At 50.2% G+C, this 26,518-nt stretch carries 19 protein-coding genes and 3 tRNA genes; 15 read left to right on the plus strand and 7 right to left on the minus strand.

The window, feature by feature from the left end; translation table 11 throughout:
* The first annotated feature begins 197 nt into the window (after nt 1–197).
* From glmM to T488_RS0104560, 3 genes are all read left to right on the plus strand, one after another.
* Nucleotides 198–1,583 (plus strand): phosphoglucosamine mutase, encoded by a 1,386-nt coding sequence (gene glmM / locus T488_RS0104550; protein ID WP_028519775.1) that lies wholly within the window; start codon nt 198–200, stop codon nt 1,581–1,583.
* A gap of 417 nt (nt 1,584–2,000) precedes the next feature.
* Entirely contained in the window at nt 2,001–3,596 is a 1,596-nt protein-coding gene (locus T488_RS0104555; RefSeq protein WP_028519776.1) for a hypothetical protein, read from the plus strand.
* Nucleotides 3,597–3,755: 159 nt separating this feature from the next.
* Nucleotides 3,756–5,570: a Na/Pi cotransporter family protein gene (locus tag T488_RS0104560; protein WP_028519777.1), complete on the plus strand. Its 1,815-nt coding sequence runs from the start codon at nt 3,756–3,758 to the stop codon at nt 5,568–5,570.
* Nucleotides 5,571–5,733: 163 nt separating this feature from the next.
* Here the strand turns inward: T488_RS0104560 and T488_RS0104565 are convergent, their stop codons facing one another.
* From T488_RS0104565 to T488_RS0104595, 7 genes are all read right to left on the minus strand, one after another.
* Nucleotides 5,734–6,534: a hypothetical protein gene (locus T488_RS0104565; RefSeq protein ID WP_028519778.1), complete on the minus strand. Its 801-nt coding sequence runs from the start codon at nt 6,532–6,534 to the stop codon at nt 5,734–5,736.
* Complete coding sequence (gene rnr, locus T488_RS0104570; RefSeq protein ID WP_028519779.1) at nt 6,534–8,705, minus strand: ribonuclease R; 2,172 nt, start codon at nt 8,703–8,705, stop codon at nt 6,534–6,536. The genes T488_RS0104565 and rnr overlap by 1 nt, the downstream gene beginning before the upstream one ends.
* An 84-nt stretch (nt 8,706–8,789) precedes the next feature.
* Nucleotides 8,790–9,047: a preprotein translocase subunit SecG gene (gene secG, locus T488_RS0104575; RefSeq protein WP_028519780.1), complete on the minus strand. Its 258-nt coding sequence runs from the start codon at nt 9,045–9,047 to the stop codon at nt 8,790–8,792.
* A 219-nt stretch (nt 9,048–9,266) separates the two neighbouring features.
* On the minus strand, nt 9,267–11,927 hold the full coding sequence (locus tag T488_RS18605; RefSeq protein ID WP_051536276.1) for a glycoside hydrolase family 9 protein: 2,661 nt from the start codon (nt 11,925–11,927) through the stop codon (nt 9,267–9,269).
* A 262-nt stretch (nt 11,928–12,189) separates the two neighbouring features.
* A complete protein-coding gene (locus T488_RS18610; protein WP_051536289.1) occupies nt 12,190–14,745 on the minus strand; it encodes a glycoside hydrolase family 9 protein in 2,556 nt (851 codons plus the stop codon).
* Nucleotides 14,746–15,234: 489 nt separating this feature from the next.
* The gene (locus T488_RS0104590) at nt 15,235–16,317 is read right to left on the minus strand and encodes a leucine-rich repeat protein (RefSeq protein ID WP_028519781.1); all 1,083 of its coding nucleotides are present in this window, start codon (nt 16,315–16,317) and stop codon (nt 15,235–15,237) included.
* A gap of 194 nt (nt 16,318–16,511) precedes the next feature.
* Nucleotides 16,512–17,900, minus strand: a complete 1,389-nt coding sequence (locus T488_RS0104595) for an ABC transporter substrate-binding protein (protein ID WP_028519782.1) — start codon at nt 17,898–17,900, stop codon at nt 16,512–16,514.
* A 351-nt stretch (nt 17,901–18,251) separates the two neighbouring features.
* Here T488_RS0104595 and T488_RS0104600 point away from each other — a divergent pair, with 351 nt between their 5' ends.
* The 12 genes from T488_RS0104600 (at nt 18,252) to T488_RS0104655 (ending at nt 26,506) form a co-directional block, all read left to right on the plus strand.
* Nucleotides 18,252–19,364 carry a D-alanyl-D-alanine carboxypeptidase family protein gene (locus T488_RS0104600; protein ID WP_028519783.1) on the plus strand — a complete coding sequence of 371 codons (1,113 nt, stop codon included), beginning with the start codon at nt 18,252–18,254 and terminating at the stop codon, nt 19,362–19,364.
* A 102-nt stretch (nt 19,365–19,466) separates the two neighbouring features.
* Nucleotides 19,467–20,192 (plus strand): RsmE family RNA methyltransferase, encoded by a 726-nt coding sequence (locus tag T488_RS0104605; RefSeq protein ID WP_028519784.1) that lies wholly within the window; start codon nt 19,467–19,469, stop codon nt 20,190–20,192.
* A gap of 108 nt (nt 20,193–20,300) precedes the next feature.
* Nucleotides 20,301–20,588 carry a hypothetical protein gene (locus T488_RS0104610; protein WP_028519785.1) on the plus strand — a complete coding sequence of 96 codons (288 nt, stop codon included), beginning with the start codon at nt 20,301–20,303 and terminating at the stop codon, nt 20,586–20,588.
* 179 nt (nt 20,589–20,767) lie between these two features.
* Nucleotides 20,768–20,844, plus strand: a tRNA-Pro gene (locus T488_RS0104615).
* 72 nt (nt 20,845–20,916) lie between these two features.
* Nucleotides 20,917–20,992, plus strand: a tRNA-Thr gene (locus tag T488_RS0104620).
* Nucleotides 20,993–21,028: 36 nt separating this feature from the next.
* Nucleotides 21,029–21,114: transfer RNA gene (locus T488_RS0104625), tRNA-Tyr, on the plus strand.
* Nucleotides 21,115–21,247: 133 nt separating this feature from the next.
* Nucleotides 21,248–21,808 (plus strand): hypothetical protein, encoded by a 561-nt coding sequence (locus T488_RS0104630; protein WP_196243268.1) that lies wholly within the window; start codon nt 21,248–21,250, stop codon nt 21,806–21,808.
* Nucleotide 21,809: 1 nt separating this feature from the next.
* Nucleotides 21,810–22,352 (plus strand): YcxB family protein, encoded by a 543-nt coding sequence (locus tag T488_RS0104635; RefSeq protein ID WP_028519787.1) that lies wholly within the window; start codon nt 21,810–21,812, stop codon nt 22,350–22,352.
* Nucleotides 22,349–22,891 (plus strand): hypothetical protein, encoded by a 543-nt coding sequence (locus tag T488_RS0104640; protein ID WP_028519788.1) that lies wholly within the window; start codon nt 22,349–22,351, stop codon nt 22,889–22,891. The genes T488_RS0104635 and T488_RS0104640 overlap by 4 nt, the downstream gene beginning before the upstream one ends.
* Nucleotides 22,892–23,107: 216 nt before the next feature.
* Entirely contained in the window at nt 23,108–24,931 is a 1,824-nt protein-coding gene (gene typA, locus T488_RS0104645; RefSeq protein ID WP_028519789.1) for a translational GTPase TypA, read from the plus strand.
* A 57-nt stretch (nt 24,932–24,988) separates the two neighbouring features.
* Entirely contained in the window at nt 24,989–25,675 is a 687-nt protein-coding gene (locus T488_RS0104650) for a leucine-rich repeat domain-containing protein (protein ID WP_028519790.1), read from the plus strand.
* An 18-nt stretch (nt 25,676–25,693) separates the two neighbouring features.
* Entirely contained in the window at nt 25,694–26,506 is an 813-nt protein-coding gene (locus T488_RS0104655) for a hypothetical protein (protein WP_028519791.1), read from the plus strand.
* The last annotated feature ends 12 nt before the right edge of the window (nt 26,507–26,518 follow it).

The raw sequence follows: 26,518 nt of genomic DNA on the forward strand, positions 1-26,518 counted from the left end.
GTTTTCACCCTTTCATTCGTATAATATAGTAGAGCCGCTTTCCCTTATGACGTTACGGCAAATTGCACTATTATTGTAAACATTCTGATAAAACCGTTGACGGCTTCGGTGTAAAGTGCTATAATTAAAATGTTATGAGCCTTTACGTGGCTCAGAAGTTCATATCATTATTATTTTATTTAAGGAGATACAGGACAGTGGGTAAGTATTTTGGAACAGACGGTTTCAGAGGTACCGCAAATGAAAATCTGACAGCAGACCACGCATACAAGGTAGGAAGATTTCTCGGCTGGTACTACGGCGAGCTCAGAAGAAGAAAGGGCGACGAAAGCGCTCCGCGTATAGTTATAGGCAAGGATACGCGTCTTTCGAGCTATATGTTTGAATACTCTCTGGTAGGAGGTCTCACCGCTTCGGGCGCAGACGCATACCTCCTCCATGTAACGACTACTCCCTCGGTAGCCTACATATCAAGAGTAGACAGCTTTGACTGCGGCATCATGATCTCTGCAAGCCACAATCCCTATTACGACAACGGAATAAAGCTCATCAACGGCCAGGGCGAGAAGATGGAGGACGAGGTCATCGACCTGGTGGAGGCTTATCTGGACGGAAAGCTCAGCGCCTTCGGTCAGGACTGGAGTGAGATCCCCTTCGCTCACGGCGAGAAAATAGGCAGAAGCGTGGACTACGTTTCGGGAAGGAACCGCTATGTGGGATACCTCATCTCACTGGGTATGTACTCCTTCAGAGGCATGAAGATCGGTCTGGACTGTGCCAACGGTGCAGCATGGAACATTGCAAAGTCGGTGTTCGACGCTCTCGGCGCCGAGACCTATGTTATAAACGCAGAGCCCTCGGGCACTAATATCAACAACAACGCAGGCTCCACACATATCGAGAATTTACAGAAATTCGTAGTGGAGAAGGGGCTGGACGCAGGCTTTGCCTATGACGGAGACGCCGACCGCTGTCTCTGCGTGGACGAGAAGGGCAATGTCATCACAGGCGACCATATCCTCTATATCTACGGAAGATACATGAAGGAGCGCGGAAAGCTCATCAACAATACTGTCGTTACCACGGTAATGTCCAACTTCGGTCTCTACAGAGCCTTCGACGAGATAGGTGTTGAGTACGCAAAGACCGCTGTCGGCGACAAGTACGTTTACGAATACATGAAGGAGCATGACTGCTGTCTCGGCGGCGAGCAGTCGGGTCATATCATCTTCTCCAAGTATGCCTCAACAGGCGACGGCATACTCACCAGCCTGAAGATGATGCAGGTCATCATGTCACGCCAGAAGAAGCTCAGCGAGCTTGCTGCTCCCTTCGTTGTTTACCCACAGGTGCTTGAAAACGTAAAGGTAAAGGACAAGACTGCCGCTCAGGCAGACCCCGATGTACGCGCTGAGGTGGACAAGGTAGCCGCAGAGCTGGGCGATTCGGGAAGGATACTTGTCCGCGAGAGCGGTACAGAGCCCCTTGTAAGAGTAATGGTGGAGGCAAAGGATGAGTCCGTATGCCGCAGCTGCGTTGACAGAGTTGTCAATGTCATCAGAACAAAGGGTCATATATTATAATAGTATATAGGGAAAAGCCTCTGAGTGCAGCAAAGTGCTCAGGGGCTTTGTGTTTTATTCAGCTGCGCTGATAAATCATAATTTAACACCGCAGGTGTTAAATTATGAGTGAGTAGAGAGTAGTAAGTAGAGAGTAGTATTATTCAGTGTATCGTCTTCTACTCACTACTTTCTACTTACTACTTACTCAAATCATAATTTTGCTCCGCAAAATTATGATTTAGCAGATAACGTCAGGGTATTGTTTTGCACTATGTTGGTGTATTTTGTTAAAGCGGAAAAGGGCTGAGAACAGCTTTTTATGCAAATAACGGGAATTTTCCCTTTTCTATTGACTGACAGCTTTTTTAGTGATATAATGATTATTACGGCGTGTTATGCCGTAACAAAAGAATATAAAGGATTTCGGAGGTCAAAATGGCTAAAAAAGATGAGCGTAACCTTAATGTTACAATAAAAAATCAGGACAGCAGCGATAATGATGTCGTTATCTCTGTATCGTCTATCCTTCGCAAGCTTAAAAAATATCTGGCTTTATGGCTGGCAGTCGCTATTATCGCAGGAATTCTCGGAGTAGTTCTTTCCGCTGTAAAGACCTTTTCCGCCAAGAACCCCGCAAGAGCGCTGGTAAGCTTTACATACCCCAACATCGAAAAGGGTCTGGATCCCGCAGGACGCAAGTTCGAGATCGAGACAATGAAAAACCCCGTTATCATCGAGAAAACTCTTACGGAAATGAATATCGAGCTGGATAAGATCGAGAGCGTAAGAGCAAACATCACATTTGATTATAAGATCCCCGATGATGCTTATGATAAGCTCACTGCCTATTACAGCGTTATGGACAAGGCTACAAGCGGAAGCCTTTCCGCTGCTCAGGCTATGCTGGATACAAAGTATTATCCTACACAGTTCACCGTTTACTTCGATTTCGGTGCAGCAGGCTTCGACAGAAAGACAGGCGTTGAGGTCCTCAACAACCTTCTTGAGAATTACCGCGATTACTTCTATGAGCAGTACGGCTACAACGAGTCCCTTGGTGCAGCTGTTAATTCAGTAGAATATCAGGACTATGACTACGCTCAGCAGGTCGACCTGTTCAGAGATTCACTCAGACAGATAAGAAGCTACCTCAGTTCACTTTCCAAGGACGATAACACCACATTCCGTTCAAGCGTTACAGGCTACAGCTTCAAGGATCTCTCTGAATATGCAAAGACTATCAGCAGCATCGATCTTGACAGGATCTCATCCTATATCTCGGTAAACAACGTTACCAAGGACAAGGATGCTGCACTTTCCTACTATGATTACAGAATAGAGAACCTCAACCGCGATAAGGACGAGTACGCAGAGCGCCTTGCAGCTCTTGAGGCTTCTATCACTCAGTATGAGAAGGATTCCATCCTCATCTTCGGAAACGGTACAGACTCGACTAATACAGAGTACGCTACTGCTTCAGACCAGTACGATTCACTGTTCAGACAGAAGACCAGCGTTGAGTCAAGCCTTGCACAGACAAAGCAGGATATAAAGTTCTATGAGTCAAGACGCGACGCCCTCAAGAACAACAAGAACAGCTCACAGGCAAACATTGAGAAGGTTGAGACTGACATAGCTGCACTCGGCGAAAAGGTAACTCGTCTTGTAGAGCTCACTGAGCAGACAGCTGATGATTACTATGAGAATGTTCAGTTCGCAAACGCTTATAATATCCTGATCCCCGCTTCGAGATCAGTCAGCGCAGGGCTCAGTGAGGCTGTCAAGAATGCTGTAAAGCCCCTGTTCATTATTGAGGCTCTCATATTTATGATCTATTTTGCATTTGCTTTCATTAATGCTCTCAAGGACAACAGCGGCAAGAAGGCTGTAAAGGCTGCCGCAGATGATGACGATGATGACTCAGAGGAGGCTGACCTTGAGGACGTTATCGACGCCATCGAGGAGAAAGCAGATGAAATAAAGGAAAAGGCTGAAAAGGCTGTAAAGAACAGCAATAAAAAGAAGAAATAAAGAGGCTTACAGGCGCTCCCGCGGAAATAACGGGAGCGCCTTTCTGTTTTTATGAAATGTTAAATCCACGTTAAAGAATGGCTTATCTCATTGACTTGCGCCGTGTAATCGTTATAATTAAAGATGAGGGAAATAACAAAAATGAAACAGGAGAGAATTATGGAAGAATTTTCAATTTTTAACATCTTCACCCTTTTGGGCGGACTTGCTTTCTTCCTCTACGGAATGAAAGTAATGTCTACGGGACTTGAAAAGCTCACGGGAGGCAAGCTGGAGATCGCTCTCAAGAAAATGACCGAGAACAAGATAAAGGCTATACTTCTCGGTATGGGCGTTACAGTAGCCATACAGTCATCATCTGCTATGACCGTAATGCTGGTGGGCTTCGTAAACTCGGGCATAATGACCCTTGAGCAGACCATCGGTGTCTGCTTCGGTTCAAATATCGGAACTACCTTTACCGCGTGGATACTCTGTCTTGACGGTATCAAGGATGACGGCGGCGGCGGAGTGCTCAGCTTCATACTGAAAATGCTCAAGCCTGTTTCCTTCTCGCCCCTTATAGCTCTTGCAGGCGTTATCCTTATCATGTTCGCCAAGAAGAACAAGAAGAAGGATGTGGGTCGTATCCTTGTGGGATTTGCGGTGCTTATGACAGGTATGACACTTATGTCAGACTCCGTTGACCCCCTGGCGAATTCACCCGATTTCCAGCGTATCCTCACAGCCTTCAAGAACCCCCTCCTGGGCGTACTTGTAGGAACTGTATTCACAGGTATAATCCAGAGCTCCGCAGGCTCTATCGGTATACTCCAGGCGTTCTCAAAGACAGGCGGACTTACCTATGGTATGGCGCTGCCTATAATCATGGGCTGCAACATCGGTACCTGCGTAACTGCCCTTCTGGCAACAGTGGGAGTAAGCAAGGACGCCAAGCGCGTTGCCTGGACACATATCATCATCAAGATCATCGGTACACTGGTGCTTCTCCCCATAATCATGATACTCCAGAACGTCATAGACCTGAGCATCATGAGCAAGACTGTCGGCTATGTGGGCATTGCGGTAATGCACACCATATTCAACGTGGCAACTACTGTAATGTTCTTGCCCTTCACCAAGCAGCTGGTAAAGCTTTCAAAGATAGTTGTAAGGGACGGCAAGGAGGAGAAGGTAGACTCCAGAAGGACTCTCACAGGACTGGACGACATCCTGCTCAAGACTCCTGCTGTTGCTGTTCAGACCTGTCTTACAGCAACCGAACAGATGGCAGAGCTCACAAGAGAGACCATCGACATTGCGCTGAAGCTGCTGATAAACTACGACAGCGACAAGTGCGACCTTGTTATTGAGAATGAGGACATCATCGACGGCTTTGAGGACAAGATCAACAGCTACCTCATAAAAATATCCAAGGCAAGCGTTACAGGCAAGGACAGCCGAAGCGTTTCAAAGATGATGCACTGCGTGGGCAACTTCGAGCGTATCTCCGACCACGCCGTGAACCTGGTGGAGTCGGCTCAGGAAATGCACGAAAAGGGAATAATGTTCTCTGAGGAGTGCATAAACGAGATAACCGTCATCACCGATGCTATCAGCGAGAATATCAACAAGGCTTTCGACTCCTACGTGAAGAATGACCTTGCTATCGCCCATAAGGTAGAGCCTCTTGAGGAAGTGGTGGACAACCTCAGCACCGAGCTCAAGAACAGACATATCCGCCGTCTCCAGAACGACGAGTGTACAGTTGAGCTGGGCTATATCTTCCAGGACGTACTCACCAACCTGGAGCGTATTTCCGACCACTGCTCCAACATCGCGGGCTGTCTTATCGAGACTGACGAGAAGACCAATCTCCACGCTTATCTCCACGATGTCAAGGAGAACGATGAGCAGTTCAGGAACGAGTACCGCGAGTATGCGGAGGAATATTTCCGCAGACTTGACAGCGTTGAAGTAAAAACCGAAGCATAAACAAAAAACCGAAGCTTATTGCTTCGGTTTTCTTTTTATGATAGCAGCAGATGAGGATCTAAGGGGCTCTGCCCCTTGGACCCTGCATGAGGCTGTCTGCCTCGTGGCTCCGACCAAAGGAACACAGTCCCTTTGGAATCCCCTTCATAGCTGCCGCCGCTTTTTAATAAGGCAGTGTGAACTGTCCTGCCTTCCATACATTTCCGTCCTCGATAACTACGGAGAAATCGTCGGTCTGGGTGTAGGACTCCTCGCCGAAGTCGCTGCCGTCATAGAAGCTGTCCACAGAGAACACTATTTCGTCCGCGGTGCGGGACTTGATACCCGTTACCTTCGATGAGGAGTAATAGATATTGCTGCCGCGGTTGCCGCAGAGGGCATAGACCGCGCCGTTCTTCTCAATGTAAAGATCCGACAGCTCATCGCAGGGATAGCGCCTGCTGAACACCTTGAAATAGGCGTCCTCCACGTCGCTGAAGCTGCTTATGCCGCTTTCCGTGATGCGGTAGAACTGCCAGCCAAGATCGTTTTCCACGAAGTTGGTGTAGTCCACCTTAAAGGGGCAGCCGACGGTGAAGTTCAGCTGAACATGGCCTGCGGACTCGTAAAGTGCCTGTGCAGCTGCTATGAGAGTCCTGTCGTCGGAGTCCTCAACGGGCTTTTCAAATACCACAGCTCCGTCATCGTTGATCTCAAAGGCGTCGCCGCCCATAGGGTCGGGCTGATGGGTAGCCTGCTGTGTAGTGGTGGTGGTGACAGTAGCCGCTTCCGCCGCGGTAGTCGTTGCGGTTGTGACCGCCGTGGTGACTTCGGAGTGGTCTGTAGGTACGGGCTGGGAAGCGTCGGTTGCTTCGACAGCTGAATTTTCAGCGGTCTGTGAGGAGCTTCCTGCCTTTTTGCCGCTGCATGACACAGCTCCCGCAGCCACAGCCGCTGATGCTATGAGTGATAAGAGCTTTTTCATCAGTCATCCTCCTGTTCGTCGTCGAGAACGAAATCTATAGTGCCGTCGCTGACGTTTACCGCTGCACAGACCACCTGAACGGTCTGACCGAGAGTATAGGAAACGCCGCTGAACTTTTCGGTAAGTGAAACGGGCTCGGAGTAGTCATACTCGCCCTCGGGGAGCGTCCTTATATGGACCAGTCCCTCCACCGTATTGGGAAGCTCAGCGTAGAAGCCGAACTCGGTAACGCCCGATATTTTTGCGGTGAAGCTCTCGCCGATGTGGGCTTTCATGTACTCAGCCTTGTAGCAGTCCTCGCACTCGCGCTCGATAGTGACTGCCCTTATTTCCGCCGCAGATGAGCGCTCTGAGGCGTTCAGCGCAAAGGCTTCATAGCGCTTGCTGAGCCACTCGTTGTTGTAGCCTGCCAGAATATCGGTGATTATGCGGTGTATAGCCAGGTCGGGGTATCGGCGGATAGGGGAGGTGAAGTGTGCGTAGTCGTCCAGCACCAGTCCGAAGTGACCGAGGGGCTCGTTGGAGTATTTAGCCTTCGCCATAGAGCGGAGCACCAGCATATTCACGGCTTCAAACTTGTCCGTGCCCCTTGCGCTGTCCAGTATCTTAGCCGCGTGGGCAGGCTTGAACTCGCTGAAATGAGGACACTCAAAGCCGTATTTGGGCAGCAGCTCGTGGAGAGCCTCTGCCTTTGCCTCGGGAGGAGCCTCGTGGATACGGTAAACGAAGGGAACCTTCCTGTCCTTTGCCAGCTTTGCGGCAGCCTCATTGGCTGTCAGCATGAATTCCTCGATGATGCGCTCAGCCTTGCCGCGCTCACGGGGCTGGACATCGTAGCAGATACCGTCCTCGCCGATGAGGAGCTTGCTTTCTGTGGTCTCTATTTCGGGAGCGTGGCGGAGCTGCTTCTTTGCGATGAGCTTGTCCGCCAGCTCATTCATGAGGTCGATATTCTTTCTTACCGCGGAGTATTTCTCTGCGATGTCCTCAGTCTCTGTGCCGTCGAGGATACGGTTTATCTCGGAATAAACGCCCTTGACCCGTGAGCGGATAACGCTCTTGCAGAAGCGGTAGGAGAGCATATTTCCCTCTTTGTCCAGCTCCATGAAGGCGGACAGTGTGAGCCTGTCCTCATTGGGGTTCAGGGAGCAGATACCGTTTGAAAGCTCCTTGGGCAGCATGGGAATGACCTTGTCCGCATAGTAGATACTTGTTCCGCGGAGCAGAGCCTCCTTGTCCAGAGCGCTGTTGCCCTTGACGTAGTGTGAAACATCGGCGATGTGGACTCCCAGACGGTAGCCCTTCTTTGTCTTCTCAACGGAAACGGCGTCGTCAAGGTCCTTGGACTCCGCACCGTCGATGGTGAATATAGTCATATCGCGAAGGTCCTCGCGGTTGTTGAAGCTGTACTCCTGCACGCCGCCCTCGGCTATCTTGCGGGCTTCCTTCATTACCTCCTCGGGGAAGGCTGTGGGAGCGCCGTGTGTCACCAGAATTGAAGCGGCTGTAGAGGCTGCGTATTCTGAGCTTCCGAATACCAGAGTTATCTTTACCTTGTGCTCGGCATGGCGGCGTCCGCGGTAGACTATCTCTGCCAGTACCTTGTCGCCGTTTTCAAAGGGAACGCTCTCCTCGCGGACTATGATGACATGGTTGCGTGAGGCGGTATCGGGCACCAGGTAGGGGCGTCCGTCCTCGTACTCAATTCTGCCTGTGAGCTGAGAGCTGCCGAATTCAAGTATATCCAGTATCTCGCCCTCGGGCTCGCCTGTTCTTGAGGCGATAGGGGAGATGAGTACCCTGTCGCCGGGCATAGCGCCCAGCATACACTTTCCGGGAATGAAGTACTCCACGCCCTCGTCGGTCACTGCGAAGCCGAAGGTGCGGCTCAGTCTTGTGACCTCGCCTGCATAGACTCCCAGACGGGAGCAGAGTGCAGCCTTCATGCCCTTTTTCATCATGACAACGCCCTCTGTGCGGAGCTCCGAAAAGGCAGCGGCGAAATTCTCCCTGCCGGATTTTTTTGTTCTGCACTTTGCCTCAAGCTCGCTTAGGGGCATGGATTTCTTTCCGTAAGCCTTCAGAAAGGTGACTATTTTATTCTTGTAGCTTTCCACTGACACAGGGCTGCTGCCCTTTTTGTCGGACTGTTTTTTCTTTTTTTCTGCCATATTTTCTCCTTGTGTCTTATTATCCGCATACAGCGGAGCAAAAAATAAGCCCCATGACTCTGAGTCACAGGGCAGCTTTTTTTCTTACTTTGTGAAGATCGGTACGATGTTTACTGCAAGTACAGCAGCGAAAAGGATTATCGCCATAACTCTTGTGATCTTAGCGAGGATGGCTTCCTTTGTTCTTCCCTCGTTCTTTCCGTAGAAGGAATCAGCGCTTGCACCTGTGAGAGCAGCAGTCATGCTGTCCTGTGATTTCTGCTCCTGTGAAAGGCAGATAACGATGGTTAAAAGGCTGAGGACGAGTATCACGATACCGCCGATGATCTCTAAAGTTGACATAAAAACTACCTCCGGGTAAAGTATGGATTACGGCAAAGCCGATATATTTCAACTAGCTTTAATATTATATCACAGACCGCAGTGTTTTGCAAGGGGTTTTATCGAAAAAGCAAGACAAAAAAACGGAGCAAAATTGTTGAAATCTAACAAGGATCCGCAAAAACGGCATGAAAAAGGCTGCACAGCAGTGCCGTGCAGCCTTGAATTCATTTATTCAGCTCAGATAATGGGAGCGAGAGTTGATCTCATGTGGAGGAGATACATCTGGATGAAGAGAGCATCGTTTCCTGTGAGACCTATTGTACCCTTATCAACGTCACCGTAGGTCTTGCCCTTTTCGGTGATGTGCTTGGGATCGCTTCCGTTCTCGCCGTACTTATCGGGGTTAGCGATAGCCTGCATGATGAGGATAGCGTCAGCCAGCTCAACCTTGCCGTCGCCGTTGGAGTCGCCCCATACACCGTCGAAAACAGGTGTGGGAGCTGTAGTTGTTGTTACAACAGGAGGTGCTGTTGTTGTAGTTGTAGTAGTTGTTGTGGTTGTTGTTATCCTTGTTGTAGTAGCAGCTGTGCCCTTTGCTGTGTAGACTACGATAGAATCCATTGTGTAGGATGAAACGTTAGTCCACCATGTACCGAACTTGAGCTCGCCGCCGCTGTAAGCGAATGTCTGAGCAGCGCTTGCAGGGGGATTCCATGTGATAGTGCCCTTGCTGCTGTTGATGGATTTATCCTGCTGAGCGTCATCGTCCATGAACCAGTAATCGGGAGCAACAGTTGTTGAAGAACCGAAGTTACCTACCCACTTGTCGATGTTGCCGCTTGCAGAGATGTTGAACTCGATCTTTGTAGCGTACTCGCCGCTGGGGATATTGAAGTCAGCCCAGTCGAAGCCGATCATCTTGTCGTCAGCGCCGTCATCGAACTTGAGAGACTTGTTGAGCTCTACCTTGTAAACTCCGTTGCCGCCTGTTGTAGAGGGTCTGGGAGCTGTTGTAGTTGTTGCAGGGGGATTGTAGGGTGCGGGTGTAGTTGTTGTAACTGCGGGCTGTGAAGGAGTTACACTGCTGCTTCCGCTGCCGTCGAGAACGACCTTCTCGATAGTAACGCCGTCGCCCTGAGGCCACCAGACCATAGCCTTGATAGTTGAACCAACATTTGAAGGAATATCGTAGTCAACAACTACTTCCTTGTTTGCGTCAGCCTTTACGTTCTCAAAGTCTACCTGATCCCACTTGCCTGTCCATGTGCCGAAGCCGCCGGAAGCCTGTGTATCGCTGGTATTGATCTTGAAGTAAAGTGTAGCCTTCTTAGCGCCCTGAGGAGCAAACTCAGCATAGCTGATAGGTCCGTCTGTACCATCCTCTACGCCTACCTTCATGTCAGCGGGAAGGAGAGTCTTGCCGCCGCCCGAAGAAGTGCCGGGGTTGGGAGAAGTTGTGGTTGTGGGCGGATTGTAAGGTGCGGGAGTAGTTGTAGTTACAGAAGGCTGAGTAGGTGTTATGCTGCTTCCGCCGCCGTAGATCTTGGAAACGCCGGGGATAGTGGAAACAGTTGAGCCTGTCTTGTAGAAGTGGTACAGACCAGCTGCTGCACCAACGAGACCTGCGTTGTAGTCAACAGCGACCTCGTTTGCCTGATAGTCGGAACGAACGTCAGCATAGCCGTCGCCGTTTGCCTGCTTAGGACCGCCGCAGAGAGCGCCGACCAGCAGGTTCTTGTTAGGTGTTCCGTCATTTCTGGGGTCTGCATTAGCATCGGGTGAAGAAGCTCTGTGGTGAGGATTCCTGGAAGAATTATCCTTGAAACCTACGATGAGGCAGTAGCTCTTTCCGTTCTGGAAAGCCTTGTCGCCTGTGAGGTACTGCATCTGGCCCTTAGCCCAGCCTGCGTCGCCGTGGTTGTACTTAGCAGCTACGAGAGTTGCCATCTGAGCGGTAGCATTGTGTCTTGCCGAGCCCCACTCGTCGTAGAACTTGTACTCGTTGCCGCCGCCGATCTCGTGAACGATGCTCCAGTCGCCTGTTGCCTCAGCCTTGAGGATAGAAGCGCCGAGACCAACGTTCTCCCAGCAGTGTACCCAGTAGCCCTCGGGACAAGTTCCGAGATCATTGAGATACTTCTGGTTGTTTGTAGCCTTGTAGAGCCAGCCTGCTGCCCATGCGAGCTCATCAGCGGAGCCGCTGGTGCCGCTTACATAGAAAGGAGCAACTGAATATGTTCCTGTGTTCTGCTTTGAGAAGTTGTAGAGAGCCTCAGCGTACTTGAGGTCGTCAGGATTACCGAAGTTTACGTAGTTAGCTGCGAGAGCTGCTGCGTACTCGGCAGTGATGTTTGCAGCACCGCCTGTAGTCCAGACCATACGGCCTCTGTCGCCCTGAGTTTCGGGAGCGCCCCAGTAATCGTGGTCCTGGTTACCTTCGCCCTTTTCGATGAGGACCTTGGAAACGTTGTTGCCGTTGAGAACTGTAGCGTCACGGAAGAATTTACAGAATTTGTCTGTGATGACTTTAAGATGAGCGTCCTGTCCTGTAGCAGTGAAGGCGTCCTTGAATTCGTAGTAAGCCCAGCCCAGTGTAGAAGCTGCATAGCCCTGGGGCTGACCGAACATTACGTGGTCGCCTGCGTCGTGGAAACCGCCGGGCACTTCGTCATTGGTGTGGCAGTTGCCTCTCCATGAGATAGCGCAGTCCGAGTTGTTTCCGCACATATTTGCGTCATAAAGATAGAGGGAGTACTGAAGGAGCTTTGCGTAGTTATCACCGTCAGCCGCGTTTGCTGTGAGAGAGGGAGCACCGATGTTTGAGAGAGGTGCTGCAATCGAGGTGAGGGCGATAGCACTGCTGATGATGGCTGATTTCAGCCTGTTTAATTTGTTCATGTTATCACACTTCTTTCAATATGATCTGCCTATAATATGTCTTACACCCATTATACAGGGTTTGCCCTGAAATTTGGTAACAAATTGGTAACAGAGATATTACAATCTGGTAAAATTGAACAGATTATTAATATTTTCGTCATAGTGCTTAAAAAACATATCTGCACATTGTGCATAATTGCTATGGATTTTACGCAGAAAAGGTGCAAAAAAACGGGCTCGTACAGAACAGAGGTTCTGCACGAGCCCGGGTAAAGTTTTATCAAGCCTCGTTAAGTGAGGGTATGAGGTGGAGCAGGAATTTCTGGATAGAGAGGGCGTCGTCGGCGGAGAGTCCGTCGGAGTTTACGTCGCCGTTCTTTCTGCCCTGCTTTGTGAGGGGCTTTTCGGCAGTGCCGTTTTCGCCGTATTTATCGGGATTTGCCAGTGACTGCATGATGAGGATAGCGTCAGCCAGCTCAACCTTGCCGTCGCAGTTGGTGTCGCCCTTGAGACCTGCATCGTCCTTGGTCATAAGTACATCGTAATACATGGTATTGGGCTTGCCGCCGTCCCTGATGTCCTCATTGACCTCAACAAATGTATAGCCGTCAGCCTTTGCTGTGATCATATCCACATTGACTGTTTTCCTGTCCTTGAATGTATCGCAGGTGTAGGTCATGGGATTGCCGTTAGCGGCATCGAGTTTAACATAGACATGATCGTAAGGATCGGCTATATGGAGTCCCGAATCCTCGGGGAGAGAAATGAGACCGTTTACGCGGAATGAGAGCTCCGGGGCCTTTACGAGCTCGCCCGTGTCCTTGTCCTTTATTGCGAAAACAAAGGTATAGGGTTCGGTCTTATCTGCTTCCTTGACGGCTATATGGTGCTTGAAGTTCCCGAACTGTATCTCACGATTCTGATCATCTGTGTATGTTTTGTCATACATTACAGTATAGCTTCCGGGAGTCAGCTCGTCAGCCATATCACCCTTCCAGATAGCGCCGTTCTCACCGCCGATAATGGCGTTAGCAGGATCAAGAGTGATATTTTCTAATACAAAAGGCTCGCCGTAGATGATACCTGCTCTGCTGCCGCCTTCAACCTCCTGCCAGTAAGTCTCGGAGCGTACCTTTACGGAAATGCCCGTAAGGTCAAGGCTCTCGCCTACGGTGTATTCGGTCTTTGCAGGGTAGGAGATGACTTCCTGGACATTGTAGTGAGTAGGCATAACAATGGTATAAATGGGCTGAGGCGATGTTGTGGTAGTAGTTGTGGTGGTCTCGGTGACAGTTGTGGTAGTGGTTGTAGTTATGGGCTCAGCGCTGCCGAACTTGAAGTCAGCGTTGATCTCGCTTGCCTGCTTAGCAAGAGCGGGCATTGAAGTTGCATCGCCGCCGTAGAGGTTTGCTACGCCTGCGCAGGCGATAGCGAAGCAGCCGTTATAGTCCAGAGCACCCTCGGTGTACTGGTATTTGTCGGTCTGATCCTGATAGCCGCTGGAGTCATCGCCGCCTACCAGGAGACCGTAAGCTGTATACTTAGCGGAAGGATTTGAGGAAGCTCCCGAGCTGTCATTGCCGGGATTTGCTGCACGGTGGTGGATATGTACGGGCCACTTGTCGCCGAAGCCCAGCAGGAAGCTGTAGCCAAGGTTGTTATCGCCCAGGATATGGTCCATCTGATACTTTGCAGCCTTTGCGTAATCAGCATTGGCGTCGCCGTTTGCAAGAGCGAGAGCGTCCATCTGCTTAGCGCAGTTATAGCGAGAAGCGCCCCAGCCGCCGGCGTTGTATGTGCCGACCTTCAGGTCGCCCTGGTTTTTGAGCTCGTACTGAAGCTCATCGGCGTATGCCTTATCTCCCGTAGCCTTGTACATGAGAGCGGAATAGCCCTGCCATACCTTGTCCCAGGAGTATACCCAGCCGTCATACTGGCTGTTGCCGTAGTCGCCGTTTTTGCCGACGCGTGAGGGCTTGCTGCCTGCGTCATTGACCCAGAGCCATGCCTGAGCCATAGCCTCCTCGTCCTGATACTGTGCAGCGGTGTCATAAAATCCGCCGATACCGCCCGTATTGTTTCCTACGTGCTTCTGACCGAACTCCAGGAGAGCCTTTGCATATTTCAGGCATTCAGCCGAATATGCGGGATCGGAGTCCTTGAGGACGTAGGCTGTGCCCGCCAGACCTGCCGCCATCTCGCAGCTTACGGAGGAGTTGTTGTCGCCCTCTGTGAGCCAGTAGATGGGTCTGTCATAGGTCTGTACTTCCGGTGCGGACCATATACCGTGGTCAGTGCCGCCGTTTGCCACAACGTGAGCTACGGCAGCTACCTTGTCGGAGCTGTCCAGGAAGGTGGTCTTCATGAGGTAATCAGCGCCCCATTTCAGCTCATAGATAAGGTGGTCCTTACAGCCTGCCTTTTCGTATACTCCGGGATTGAGGTAATCCGAGAGTGCAAGGCTGCTAAGAGCAAAGCCTATGGTGAGGTTGAATTTTATATGGTCTCCTGCATCGTGGAAGCCGCCGGAAACGTCTACCTTTCCGTCACCGTCAGGGTCGACGATGGACTTTGCGGAGCCTCCGAGACTTCCCACGGGAGCCTCTCCGTCATAGGTATGGCAGTCGCCGCGCCAGGTCAGAGGGCCGTCTGTAATGCCCTTGCCGCAGGCGTTTGCGTCATACATATAAAGTGACATTGCAAGTGCTTTGTAGTAGTCGTGATCTGCTGCGCTTGCATTCATGGGAATGAATGCTGCTGCTGCCGATGTCAGTGCCATAACAGTGGAAGCGGCTGCAGCGGTGAGCTTTCTGGTAACAGTGTTTTTGAGTTTCATTTTTTCCATTCTCCTCTCATTATATAAATAGATAGGTAAGGAAAGCTGCCTGAGGTCACAGCTTCCATGTTACTATTATAACATAATTCTTTCTGAATTTGTGAACATTATATGTAATTTGGCACAAAAAGTGATATATTTGGAGAATGTATCAAAAACGCTGCCGTCCCTTTGTTATATTTTACTATCATAAAAGCCGCATATTGCCTGCAAAAAAGCATAATTTAGCGCGTATGCGCTAAGTTGATAGTTGAAAGTTGAGAGTTGAGAGTTAATGTGTTCGCTTCGCTCACAATATTTAAATATTGTCGCCGCAGGCGACTCCACAACTTTCAACTCTAAACTCTCAACTCTAAACTCAAATCATAATTTAGCTCCGCTAAATTATGATTTATAACGCTTCTGAAATAAAAAGCCATAGTACTTCTGACCTTGTATCAGAAATACTATGGCTTAAAGCTTCTGTATCAGCGCTGCCCGTCCGGTGTATTATTGTTCGATAATGAGCTTTTTAAGGGTTATCAGGTCGAATATGTCCAGAACGCCGTCATTGTTAAGGTCCGCTCCGTGAGCGCAGCCGTCGCCAGTACCCAGAATGAAGTTCTGGAGAGTAACTGCGTCCGCGATATTTATCTCGTTATCGCAGTTTATATCGCCGTACTTCTGGTCGGGCAGGAGCTTGAGCTCCAGAGGGATACATACGGCATAGTAGTTCTTGTCCTCCACAAGCTTTCTGTATATGTCTATGACAGAGGCAGGAACGTAGAGCCTGGTGGGGGCGTTATCCATAATAAGCGGCGGTGTCCAGGGGACAGGAGCGCCGAGAACGTTGTACAGTCCGTCATACTCAAAGGGCTGATCCGTGTCTGAATAGGGATCGGTTATATCCTCACGGAGCAGGGTAATGCTGTCCAGATGGCGGTCATATATTACAGGATCATGTATCACTGCCGATGCAGGAATGGTCAGGTTTTTCAGATTTTTGGTGTACAGCGCATATTTATCGATGGTCCTTAGAGAGTCGGGGAAAACTATCTCCTCAAGGCTCGGCGAGATTGCAAATGCTCTTTCACCTATCTCCTCAACTCCGTCGGGAACGGTGAAGGAAGTGTCATCCCTTCCCGCGGGATAAGCCACCAGCTTCTTCATGTCCTTGGTGTAGAGCACGCCGTCAACGGAGCAGAAGCAGGGGTTGTTTTCGTCCACGTCTATTTCCAGCAGCTTTTCTCCCGTACCCTCTACAATTATGTTTTCAACGGTGGAGGGCAGTGTGATATGCCTGATGTTGTACATATCATGGTCGTAAAGGCAGACTGTCCTTACCTTAAATCCCTCTATTTCTCCGGGAATGACCAGTTCTTCTACAGTATCGCTGTATTCGTTGACCTTGACCTCGGGCACGTCCATCAGTACCGCGGAGTATTTTGTATTATCGTATTCCACAACGGTATAGCCGAAGCCTGTTTCCTCGATGTCGTCGTAATTCCACCAGTCCGCCGAGCTGACCGTGGGGACGGTGCAGGAAAAGGCAAGAACTGCCGAGGTGACAAGGGATGCGAGTTTTGCTTTCATAGTAGTACCTCCTTCTGCGTCATCAGCCTGTGTTTACTCAAGTATAACACATTCTGCGAAAAACAGGGAGTTTTCTGCCGCAAAAACGTGATTATAGCCAAATGTGACAGCCTGGAATTGTGAATACTTACAAATAAACAGATGCAAAAAGCCCCTGAGCGCTCTTGTAGAACACTCAGGGGAGGATCTTACACTTATCCGTTATACTTTGCTATCTCCTCGTCGATAACGTGAGAAAATTCGTCGCGGAGCTGCTCATAGGACTTGCCTGCTTCAGCCATTCGCTGCATCACGCCGCGGCTGTCAGCGGTATAGTTGCCGTTGCCGCTCATTCTTTCGCCCATGCCCCAGCCGCAGTCGAATACGGGAGTGACTTTTGAAAGATCAAGATATTCCTGCAATGCGTTGTACTGCTCCTCGGTGATGAAGCTCCTGAATGAGCCCGAGGCGTTCTTCTGCTGTACAAGAGCCTGTTCCTTTGCGGCAGCCTTCATTGTCTCGTCAGACGCCGCCAGACGCTCGCACTTGAGGTAAGTGGCTACAGCCTTGCCCTTCTGGGAGTTCTTCACCAGCATACGTGAGTTGAAATTGCAGGAGATGTAGTTCTTGTCCGCGTCGGGAGACTTGGGGAAGGGAACTATCATCAGGTCTGCCTCGGGGTTAGCAGCGTTAGAAATGCCCAGAGACCAGCTTCCCGAAGCGAAGAACAGAGTGTTCAGATCTGAGGGGAAGGTGTCGCGGAGAGTGCTGCTGTACCAGCCGTTGTTCCTTATCTCGCCAATAAGTCCCACAGCCTTGCCTATCTCGGCGTCGGCTATATTGTTCTTCAGACTGCTTCCGTCGAAGCTGACAACTGTATGTCCCGTTGAAGCAAGGGCAGCCTGTCCGTACCAGCCGTTTATGCCGTATCTCGGGGCGTCGGGCTGGTTCTTTCTGAATTTGTCTATCATGTCCTTCATGGCGTTCCAGTCCCATTTGCCCTCCTGCCAGAGCTTTCTCGGGTCGCCTATGCCCTCGGCGTCGGTGAGCTTTCTGCTGTAGGTGAGCAGCAGGGGCTCGGATACGGAATAGGGCACCACATAGTGCTGACCGTTGTATGCGAACATATCCATAACATCGGACATATCCGACCACAGTCCCTCGTCAACGCCCATATCGGCGAAATAGGGGTCAAGGGGATCGAAAAGTCCCGTCATGGTGCCATTGGGGAAGGCTGCCGGCTCGCAGGGGAACATATCCACGGTCTCGCCGGAATTTATCATTGATGACAGGGTGTTGTACTTGTCGTTGGGAGCGGTGCGGACGCAGTTTATCCTGCCGCCGTAAATATCCTCAAAAACAGCCAGAGCGGCAGAGCGCTGAACGCCCTGCTGAGGGTTCAGGTCGTAGTCCGCCAGCCAGGTGATCTCCATTTCGGGATCAGCCTCTGCGGGAGTGCCGTCATATTCGGACGCCGCAGCGGTGGTCTGGGGGACGGTGGTCTGTATATTACTGCTGCTGCTCTTCTTGCTGCTGCAGGCAGCCGCAGCTGTAAGGACTGACGCTGCACAGAGAAGTGCGGACAGTCTCTTTGTGTAAGACATAGATAATAACTCCTTTCGGGAACGGTGCATAGTGAGCGATCTGTCGTCACCGAATATAATTATACTCGTTCTGCGGAGATGTGTCAAGGAATATAATGTTAACAAGGGGGAAGAAGAAAGGCGAAAAATACGTTGCTTTTTTCTATGGTAATGATACGGCGGCGGAGACTCTTTGTTAAAAAGCTCCAAAAATACTGCCTGTTATATGTCAAGTTGTTAAAAAAATGCGGAATTGAAATAATTTTGCGTGACATTTTATTTAACCTGTGATATAATGATAGTAAGGTTTTTATATGGGCAGCAGTATCCTGCCTGTACTATAATAATATATGCAGTGAAAGGGATTTTTATATGGACAATAACAGATATGATTCACATCGTCCCCGCAAAAGAGTATCCCGTCAGACGCTGAGAAGACGACAGCTGACAGCTCTCGCCGTTATAGCGCTTCTGGTGCTCCTCTTCGTGCTGCTGGTCGCTCATGCCTGCTCTGACAATGGCAAGAAAGACAGCAAAAACAAGGGCAAGACAGCTGTAACGACAATAACAACTACGGCAACTTCCACAGATCCCGCTATAACCACAACAGCCGTTACTACTACGGCAGCTATGACGGAACCTGTGAACAAGAGCGATTTCAAGCTCGATAAATACTCGGTATTCCTTGAGGTAGGCGAGACTGATATGCCCAGAGTACAGGGTTATCCCGACGGTATGGGCGAAGCGGACGAGCGCTGGTCCTCAGGAGACTCCTCTATTGCCACAGTCGATAATATAGGCAATATCACAGGCGTTAAGCCCGGTACCTGCTACGTTACCCTCAGGTCTGCGACAGACTCCTCACAGGAGGTAATGATCAAGGTCACGGTACGCGGCGAATCAACAGATGATACAGCATCGCCTCAGTCGAATACGGCTGAGGCGCCCGAGCCCCCTGTTTATGATACAGAGGGGCTTACTTATATAGACGGGGTGCTCATAGTCAACAAGTCCTACGGACTCCCCGCCACCTTTGAGCCGGGACTTGAGCCAATCTGCTATCAGCAGTTCCAGGCAATGTCCAGCGCGGCTGCAAAGGAGGATCTGAGCATCTACATCGGCTCGGGCTACCGCTCATACCACGATCAGGAGATCATATATGACAACTACGTCAAGAGCGACGGAGCAGATATGGCGGACACCTATTCCGCACGCCCCGGTTATTCCGAGCATCAGACGGGACTGGTCATCGACTGCAATACCATCGACGACGCCTTCGGAGCAACTCCCGAAGCGGCATGGCTGGCAGAACACGCCCATGAGTACGGCTTCATAATCCGCTACCCTCAGGGCAAGGAGGACATCACAGGCTATCAGTACGAGCCCTGGCACATCAGATACGTGGGTTCAAAGATCGCCACAGAGCTCTACAAGAGCGGACAGTGCCTTGAGGAGTACCTCAAAGTTGATTCAAAATATGAGTGACAAAAGTCCCTGTCGTCAGACAGGGTTTTTTATTGCCTCCTTGACAGGGAGCGGGGTATGTGATAAGATTGTTTTAACACTAAATGTAATGAGGTGCTTGCTATGCCGAGATTTTTCAGGAATGAGATAGATGAGGATAATATCGTGCTCACAGGTGACGATGCCAACCACATTGGCAGGTCACTGAGAATGAGAGTGGGCGAGGAGATAACGGTGTGCTGCAACGGTACGGACTACCGCTGCAATATCGGCAGTATCACCGCCGACGCCGTGTATCTTGACCTTGTCGAGAAGCACAGATGTGCCGCAGAGCCCGATATATCGGTGACTCTCTTTCAGGCTGTCCCGAAGCTGGACAAGCTTGAATACATCATACAGAAAAGCGTGGAGCTGGGAGCGGCAAGGATAGTCCCCGTGCTGACAAGACGCTGCGTATCACGTCCCGATGAGAAGGACTTTGCGAGGAAAAAGCTGCCGAGACTGTGCAGGATAGCCGAGGAGGCTGCAAAGCAGTCGGGCAGGGGCATTATCCCCGAGGTCACTCCTCTGGTAAGCTTCAGGGAGAGCGTGGATATGACAAGGTCTCTTGACCGTACGATACTGCTGTATGAGGAGAAGGGCGGACGCTCCTTCGGCGAGGTGGACTTTGACGGCATAAAGACCGCAGGATTGTTCATCGGCAGCGAGGGCGGCTTCGACAAAGAGGAGGCTGATGCACTGGTGGAAGCAGGCGCAGAAAGAGTCTGGCTGGGACAGAGAATACTGCGTTGTGAAACTGCACCAATAACTGCCCTTTCAATTTTGATGTTTTTAACAAATAATATGTAAAGAGTTGAAATTATAAAAAAAGTATGGTATAATAAATTCAGATTATCGTAATCCGATCGCAAGCGGTTCGGTAAGTACTAATTCTTGCGGAGAAAAGAGGAAATTAAAATGAATAAGTTTTTAGTCGCTATTTTAGCAGCCGGCGCAGCAGCAGCTGTGGGATATGTTGCAGCACAGGCACTCAAGGATAAGAGCTCCGGTTCAGATTATGATGATGACGATTACGATGATTTCGATAACTTCGACACAGATGAGAGTATCGACTTCGAGATCAATGATAATTCCGTAAAGGAAGCAGCTGAGGACGCTGTTGAGGATATCAAGGACAAGGCTGAGGACGTTGCAGAGGATATAAAGGACGCAGCTGAGGATATCGTCGACGACATCAAGGACTGATTAATGATCTGATAAGGGAGCGCAAAGCTCCCTTTTTTGTTGCAAGGGCTGCAAAAAAACACAAAAACCTTCAATATCTATTGTATGATATTACAAAATGTGGGGAAGGTGCTTGACAAGTAAGGCGAGTTCTGATATAATATAAAAGCTGTCCGTCAAGGACTTGCCGAAGAATTATCCGAGGCGTAGCTCAGTTTGGTAGAGTGCTTGCTTTGGGAGCAAGATGCCGCAGGTTCGAGTCCTGTCGCCTCGACCAGACTTTTTCAAAAAAGTTGAAAAAAGTACTTGACAAGCAGAAGCAAATGTGATATAATAATTAAGCATTAGCGCTGGTGTAGCTCAGTTGGTAGAGCAGCTGATTTGTAATCAGCAGGTCGGGGGTTCGAGTCCGTCCACCAGCTCCATTATTTTGTCCTGAGACAAAATACAAGATCCTTTATGGGAGAGTTCCCGAGTGGCCAAAGGGGGCAGACTGTAAATCTGTTGCTTTTCAGCTTCGATGGTCCGAATCCATCCTCTCCCACCAGAACGCCCCGAAATTTTCGGGGCTGTTTTTGTTTGACAGTATCCGCTTCAGACCTTGCAATTTTCCTGCAAGGGCTTTTTTATGCCCTGAAAAAAAGAGGATTTGCACGGAAACACAGCCATTTTGTGCAGAAATGTATAAAGATTGTGGAGGGATCGCCGTGGTAAAGATCGCAGTAAACAACGACCTGAAACACTACTCATTGATAATCAGAAACACAAAAGCCTATAAGACGACTAAGAATATTGCCATTTTAATGGGCGCACTTTTCCTCATAAACTCCGCAGGACTGGTCATCGAAACTGCCCGCACTCACAGACCTCAGCCCTTTCTGATACTGCTGGTCAGTGCTTTATTTCTGCTGTTTGCAGCTTATATGATACGGCTTCTGGTGAGAATGGACCCCATGAAGCTCCACAAGAAGGTCACGGAGGCAAATCCGGGACTGACCGGTGAGTATACCTTCAATGATGAGGGCATAATCATCGGCACAAAGACCGATAACGGCAGCAAGCACGCGGAATACGCCTATGACAAGTTTATAAGCGCCGCCGAGAAGGAAGGCTTCTTTCTCATGAATATCTCTGTTGCGGGATATGTGGCGTGCAATGCAGAGGACTTCATCGAGGGTACTCCCGATGAGCTGAGAGCTCTGCTCCGCGCAAAGCTTGGCGATAAGTATAAGGAGAAGTGATATGGTAAGGGCAAGAGTAACATACAATGACAACCATCTGAAGGCACTCTACTCCCTGACAAAAAAACCATATGTCATCAAAAAGCTGATACCCAAGATACTGTGGACGGCGGTGTGTCTGGCGGCAGGTATTTTTTTCCTGCGCGCTGCAATAATACTGCGTTCCAGCTCCGGCTACATCTGGATAGCGCTGGCGTTCACTTTCGCGGCACTGTATATAAGAGACATCATTAAGCTGCTGAGCGATGACAAGGGCAAAAACAAGCTTCCGCCCTATCAGTATTCCACAGAGCTTATCTTCGGCGGACAGGCATTCGAGATAATCAAGACCGGCGAGAACTTCACGGTCCACAGGGATTTTCCATACGGCACCATCAATAAAGCTGTGGAGACCATGAATTACTTCTTTATCTTCGTGGAGGCAAAAAAGGCTTTCATCATACACAAGTCCGAGCTCACCGAGGGCAGCGTTCCCGAGCTGGAGTACTTCCTTGCGTCAGTCTTCGGCAAGCGCTTCGTTGATAAAAGGAGCGTGAAGATATGATAAGGATAGACAGTCACAGGACCAGAGCCCACACTCGGGCTGAGATCAGAATGATGTTCTCGTTCAGGGAGGTCATGCTGCTTCTGGGGATACTGGCTCTCAGTGTTCTGTGCTTTGGCTTCTGCGTTTATACGGTGTATGCCGTAGTTAAATACAGGGAAGGCTTCAGATACGCCCGTTTCCTGTACCTGACAGCAGGGGTCGCAGGCTTTGTCACCGCGGTGACTGCCCTGGCGCGTTTTGTTCTTTACAGCGCGGCAGCTGTTGTTCTGTTCGCTGCAAATCCCGATATTCATGAGGAGCTCATCTTTGAGGATGAGGGCTACACCGCAAGAAATACTGCCAAAAACGGCGTGACCTTTGAGGGAAGGTATCACTACAGCGCCGTCAAAAAGGTCACCACCTACAAGGACTTCATAAAGATAGAGTCTCCCGAACACAGCTCAGTATTCAGACTGTCGGAGATTACCGGGGGCACTGCCGAGGAGCTTATGGCTGTTCTGGCAGGCAAGCTGGGAGACAGAGTCACACACAAGTAAAAAGACGACGGCATAAAGCCGTTCACATATAGGACATCTCTAAAAACCCACTTTGAGAAAAAACGGCTATGCACGACATATGCTGTGTCAAACTCCCTCGGAGTGCGTCAGCACGCCTTCGGGAGCTTTCCTTGCCTCTGCCGTACCTATCCGTTTTTTCTTGATCAGATAGGTTTTTAGAGATGCCCTGCGAAAACCTTATGGAGGAAAGAAAATATGATAAGAGAAGATTTAAGAAACATTGCCATTATCGCCCACGTTGACCACGGTAAGACTACCCTCGTTGACGAGATGCTCAAGCAGGGCGGCGTGTTCCGTGAAAACCAGGAGGTCGCTGAGCGTGTAATGGACTCAAACGACATCGAGAGGGAGAGAGGTATCACTATCCTTGCGAAGAATACCTCAGTTATGTACAACGGCGTAAAGATCAACATCATCGACACCCCCGGCCATGCTGATTTCGGCGGCGAGGTCGAGCGTGTACTTGAGATGGTGGACGGCGTTCTGCTCCTTGTTGACGCCGCTGAGGGACCCATGCCCCAGACACGTTTCGTACTGTCAAAGGCTCTTGAAATGGGTCACAAGATCATCGTTGTTGTAAACAAGATAGACCGTCCCGACGCCCGTCTGGACGAGATAGGCGACGAGGTGCTGGAGCTCCTCCTTGACCTTGACGCAAACGAGGAACAGCTTGAGAGCCCCCTGCTCTTCTGCTCGGGAAGAAGCGGTACTGCTTCCCTCAGCCAGTATGAGGCAGGTACAGACCTGAAGCCCCTTTTCGACACCATCATCAACTACATCGAGCCCCCCAAGGGCGAGGAGAACGATCCTCTCCAGATGCTCATTTCTTCTATCGACTATAATGAGTATGTGGGACGTATCGGTATCGGACGTATCGTAAGAGGAAAGATAGCTGTGAACCAGCAGGTGACTGTCTGTGACTACACTGGCTCAAAGAAGAACTATAACTCAAAGATAGTTTCCCTTCTCCAGATACAGGGACTCAACCGTGTTCCCGTTCAGGAGGCTACCATGGGCGACATCGTGTGGATCTCGGGTATCGAGGGAATAACCATCGGAGACACCATCTGCGCAACAGACGCTCCCGATCCGCTTCCCTTCGTGAAGATAAGCGAGCCTACCGTTGAGATGACATTCTCCGTAAACGACAGCCCCTTCGCAGGCAGAGAGGGCAAGTTCGTAACATCACGTCAGCTCCGCGAGAGACTTTTCAAGGAGCTTCTCAAGGACGTATCCCTCCGCGTTGAGGAGACAGAGAACACCGATGCATTCCGCGTTGCAGGACGAGGCGAGATGCACCTTTCAATACTTATCGAGAATATGCGCCGTGAGGGCTATGAGCTTGGCGTATCAACTCCCCACGTTCTCTACAAGCAGGACGAGAACGGCAGACGCCTTGAGCCTATCGAGCGCCTTGTCATCGACGTTCCCGAGGACTGCGTAGGCTCCGTAATGGAGAAGATAGGTGCCCGTAAGGGTGACATGGTGGATATGCACCCCCAGGGAAGCCGTATGCGTATCGAGTTCCTTATCCCTGCAAGAGGACTTTTCGGTTATAAGAGCGAGTTCCTCACAGATACAAAGGGCGAGGGCATCATGAGCCATGTATTTGACGGCTATCAGCCTTACAAGGGCGACATCGAGCGCAGAAACACAGGCTCTCTCGTTTCCTTCGAGACAGGCGAGGCTGTTACCTACGGTCTCTACAACGCTCAGGAGCGCGGACAGCTCTTCATCACAGCAGGCACTCCCGTATATGAGGGCATGATCGTGGGAGCTTCTCCCAAGACAGAGGACCTTGTTGTCAACGTCTGCAAGAAGAAGCACCTGACAAATACCCGTGCAAGCGGAAGCGATGACGCTCTCCGTCTGGTCCCTCCGAGAGTTCTCAGCCTTGAGGACTGCCTTGAATTCCTTGCCGATGATGAGCTGCTTGAGGTAACTCCCGAGTCTCTCAGAATAAGAAAGAGAGTCCTCAGCAATACCCAGAGAGCTAAGGAAAGAGGCAAGAAGGCCTGATTTTTCACCAAATCAACACATATAAACCATACAATTTGCAGGTTTGGGAGATATGATATGAAAAAGACTATATTCGCTTCGCTGTTGCTGACTGCGGCGGTCTGTTTTTCGGGCTGCGGCAGCAAGGTGGAAAAGATCAGCGAGGTGAGCGGAAATACTTCCGAAGCTGTAACGACGTCAGAGGAGACCACCGAAGCAGGCTCCTATGCCCCCCTTGCTACCGTGAGAGAGCGCAACATCGTTTCGGCTGAGGAGTTCGATTACGAGATAGTTGACGGCGGAGCGGTCATAACCAGCTACAAGGGCAAGGACTCCTATGTAGACATACCCTCAGATATAGAAGGTGCTCCCGTTACGGAAATAGGCTTCTACGCCTTTGAGGCAAAATACGACCTTATTTCCGTGACCCTTCCCGAGAGCGTGACAGTTATAGGCGAGGGAGCCTTTGCGGACTGTCAGTCACTTGAAAGCATCAACCTTCCGTCAGGTCTCAAGGAGATACAGTGCGGCGCCTTTGCAGGATGTATAGGCCTTACAGAACTTACCATACCTGTGGGAGTGACACGCATAGAGCAGCAGGCATTCACAGCCTGTACGGGGATGAGAGCGCTTACTATACTTGATCCTGAACTCGGATATGATAACTGGGGGCTTGAGGAGCTTCCCGACATAACCGTGTTTGCACCCGAGGGCTCGGCAGCTGCCGGGTGGGCGGGCGCCATGGGAAAATACGCCGTTTATTGATTACGAGAGGAAAAGTCTATGAGAAAGCTTGGGCTTACAGCACTGACTCTTGCCGCAGCGGCAGCAGTGCAGGGATTTTCGGGATGTGCAAAGAAAAAAGACATCAGTATGCCTACCTACGCTGAGACAGCTGTCCAGACCCCCACTTCCGCTCCCGCAGGAGGTGCAGAGCTGTCAGGAGACAGCTATAACGCTGATGAGTATTACACAAAGATACAGGAAAAGGTGAACAGCACCGCCGTGGACAGCGAGCCGCTGGAGCTGGGACTGGTGGGCAATGAGCTCATAACCCCCGACGAAAGCGACCAGGAGGCAGAGCTGGGCGCATATAAGATAAGCAGCAGCGGAGTAAAGCTCTATTACGACGATACGGTATTCTCTGATGAGCTCATGCTGACGCTTGAAAAGTATTTCCTGTCATTCCCGTCGGCTGACTACAACACCTATCAGAAGTGCATATTCCCAAGCTATATCGACGAGATGGAGGAATTCCTCACCAGGGAATACGATTACGACCTCAAGACCTCATTCAGCAAGCGCTGTTCCACCCTTGCAAGCAATATGAACGGCGATTACAGGATAACCAGGATAAAGCTGGAGACTGCTCCCATTTACGACGAGACCAAGGACAACCTTGAGAATTATTTCCAGTCACTTGACGATGTATTCGGCAAGGACTACTATGAGCAGGTAAAGTCCGAGAGCGACGAGGTCATAGATGCAAGCTTTTACGTCATGGGCGAGGACTCCTACGGCAACGAGGGAATAATCGTCAGCGCCTATGAGATAGTTTTCGCCGTAAAGGACGGCAAGTATTATACATTCGGCTAAGGAGGCATATAC

Source organism: Ruminococcus flavefaciens ND2009 (genome assembly GCF_000621785.1).
GTDB classification, from domain to species: Bacteria; Bacillota; Clostridia; order Oscillospirales; family Ruminococcaceae; genus Ruminococcus; species Ruminococcus flavefaciens_C.

Coding starts and splice junctions, on each gene's coding strand:
- T488_RS0104555 (WP_028519776.1), top strand. CDS start 2,001: ATGGCTAAAAAAGATGAGCGTAACCTTAATGTTACAATAAAAAATCAG.
- T488_RS0104560 (WP_028519777.1), top strand. CDS start 3,756: ATGGAAGAATTTTCAATTTTTAACATCTTCACCCTTTTGGGCGGACTT.
- T488_RS0104565 (WP_028519778.1), bottom strand. CDS start 6,534: ATGAAAAAGCTCTTATCACTCATAGCATCAGCGGCTGTGGCTGCGGGA.
- rnr (WP_028519779.1), bottom strand. CDS start 8,705: ATGGCAGAAAAAAAGAAAAAACAGTCCGACAAAAAGGGCAGCAGCCCT.
- secG (WP_028519780.1), bottom strand. CDS start 9,047: ATGTCAACTTTAGAGATCATCGGCGGTATCGTGATACTCGTCCTCAGC.
- T488_RS18605 (WP_051536276.1), bottom strand. CDS start 11,927: ATGAACAAATTAAACAGGCTGAAATCAGCCATCATCAGCAGTGCTATC.
- T488_RS18610 (WP_051536289.1), bottom strand. CDS start 14,745: ATGAAACTCAAAAACACTGTTACCAGAAAGCTCACCGCTGCAGCCGCT.
- T488_RS0104590 (WP_028519781.1), bottom strand. CDS start 16,317: ATGAAAGCAAAACTCGCATCCCTTGTCACCTCGGCAGTTCTTGCCTTT.
- T488_RS0104595 (WP_028519782.1), bottom strand. CDS start 17,900: ATGTCTTACACAAAGAGACTGTCCGCACTTCTCTGTGCAGCGTCAGTC.
- T488_RS0104600 (WP_028519783.1), top strand. CDS start 18,252: ATGGACAATAACAGATATGATTCACATCGTCCCCGCAAAAGAGTATCC.
- T488_RS0104605 (WP_028519784.1), top strand. CDS start 19,467: ATGCCGAGATTTTTCAGGAATGAGATAGATGAGGATAATATCGTGCTC.
- T488_RS0104610 (WP_028519785.1), top strand. CDS start 20,301: ATGAATAAGTTTTTAGTCGCTATTTTAGCAGCCGGCGCAGCAGCAGCT.
- T488_RS0104630 (WP_196243268.1), top strand. CDS start 21,248: ATGTATAAAGATTGTGGAGGGATCGCCGTGGTAAAGATCGCAGTAAAC.
- T488_RS0104635 (WP_028519787.1), top strand. CDS start 21,810: ATGGTAAGGGCAAGAGTAACATACAATGACAACCATCTGAAGGCACTC.
- T488_RS0104640 (WP_028519788.1), top strand. CDS start 22,349: ATGATAAGGATAGACAGTCACAGGACCAGAGCCCACACTCGGGCTGAG.
- typA (WP_028519789.1), top strand. CDS start 23,108: ATGATAAGAGAAGATTTAAGAAACATTGCCATTATCGCCCACGTTGAC.
- T488_RS0104650 (WP_028519790.1), top strand. CDS start 24,989: ATGAAAAAGACTATATTCGCTTCGCTGTTGCTGACTGCGGCGGTCTGT.
- T488_RS0104655 (WP_028519791.1), top strand. CDS start 25,694: ATGAGAAAGCTTGGGCTTACAGCACTGACTCTTGCCGCAGCGGCAGCA.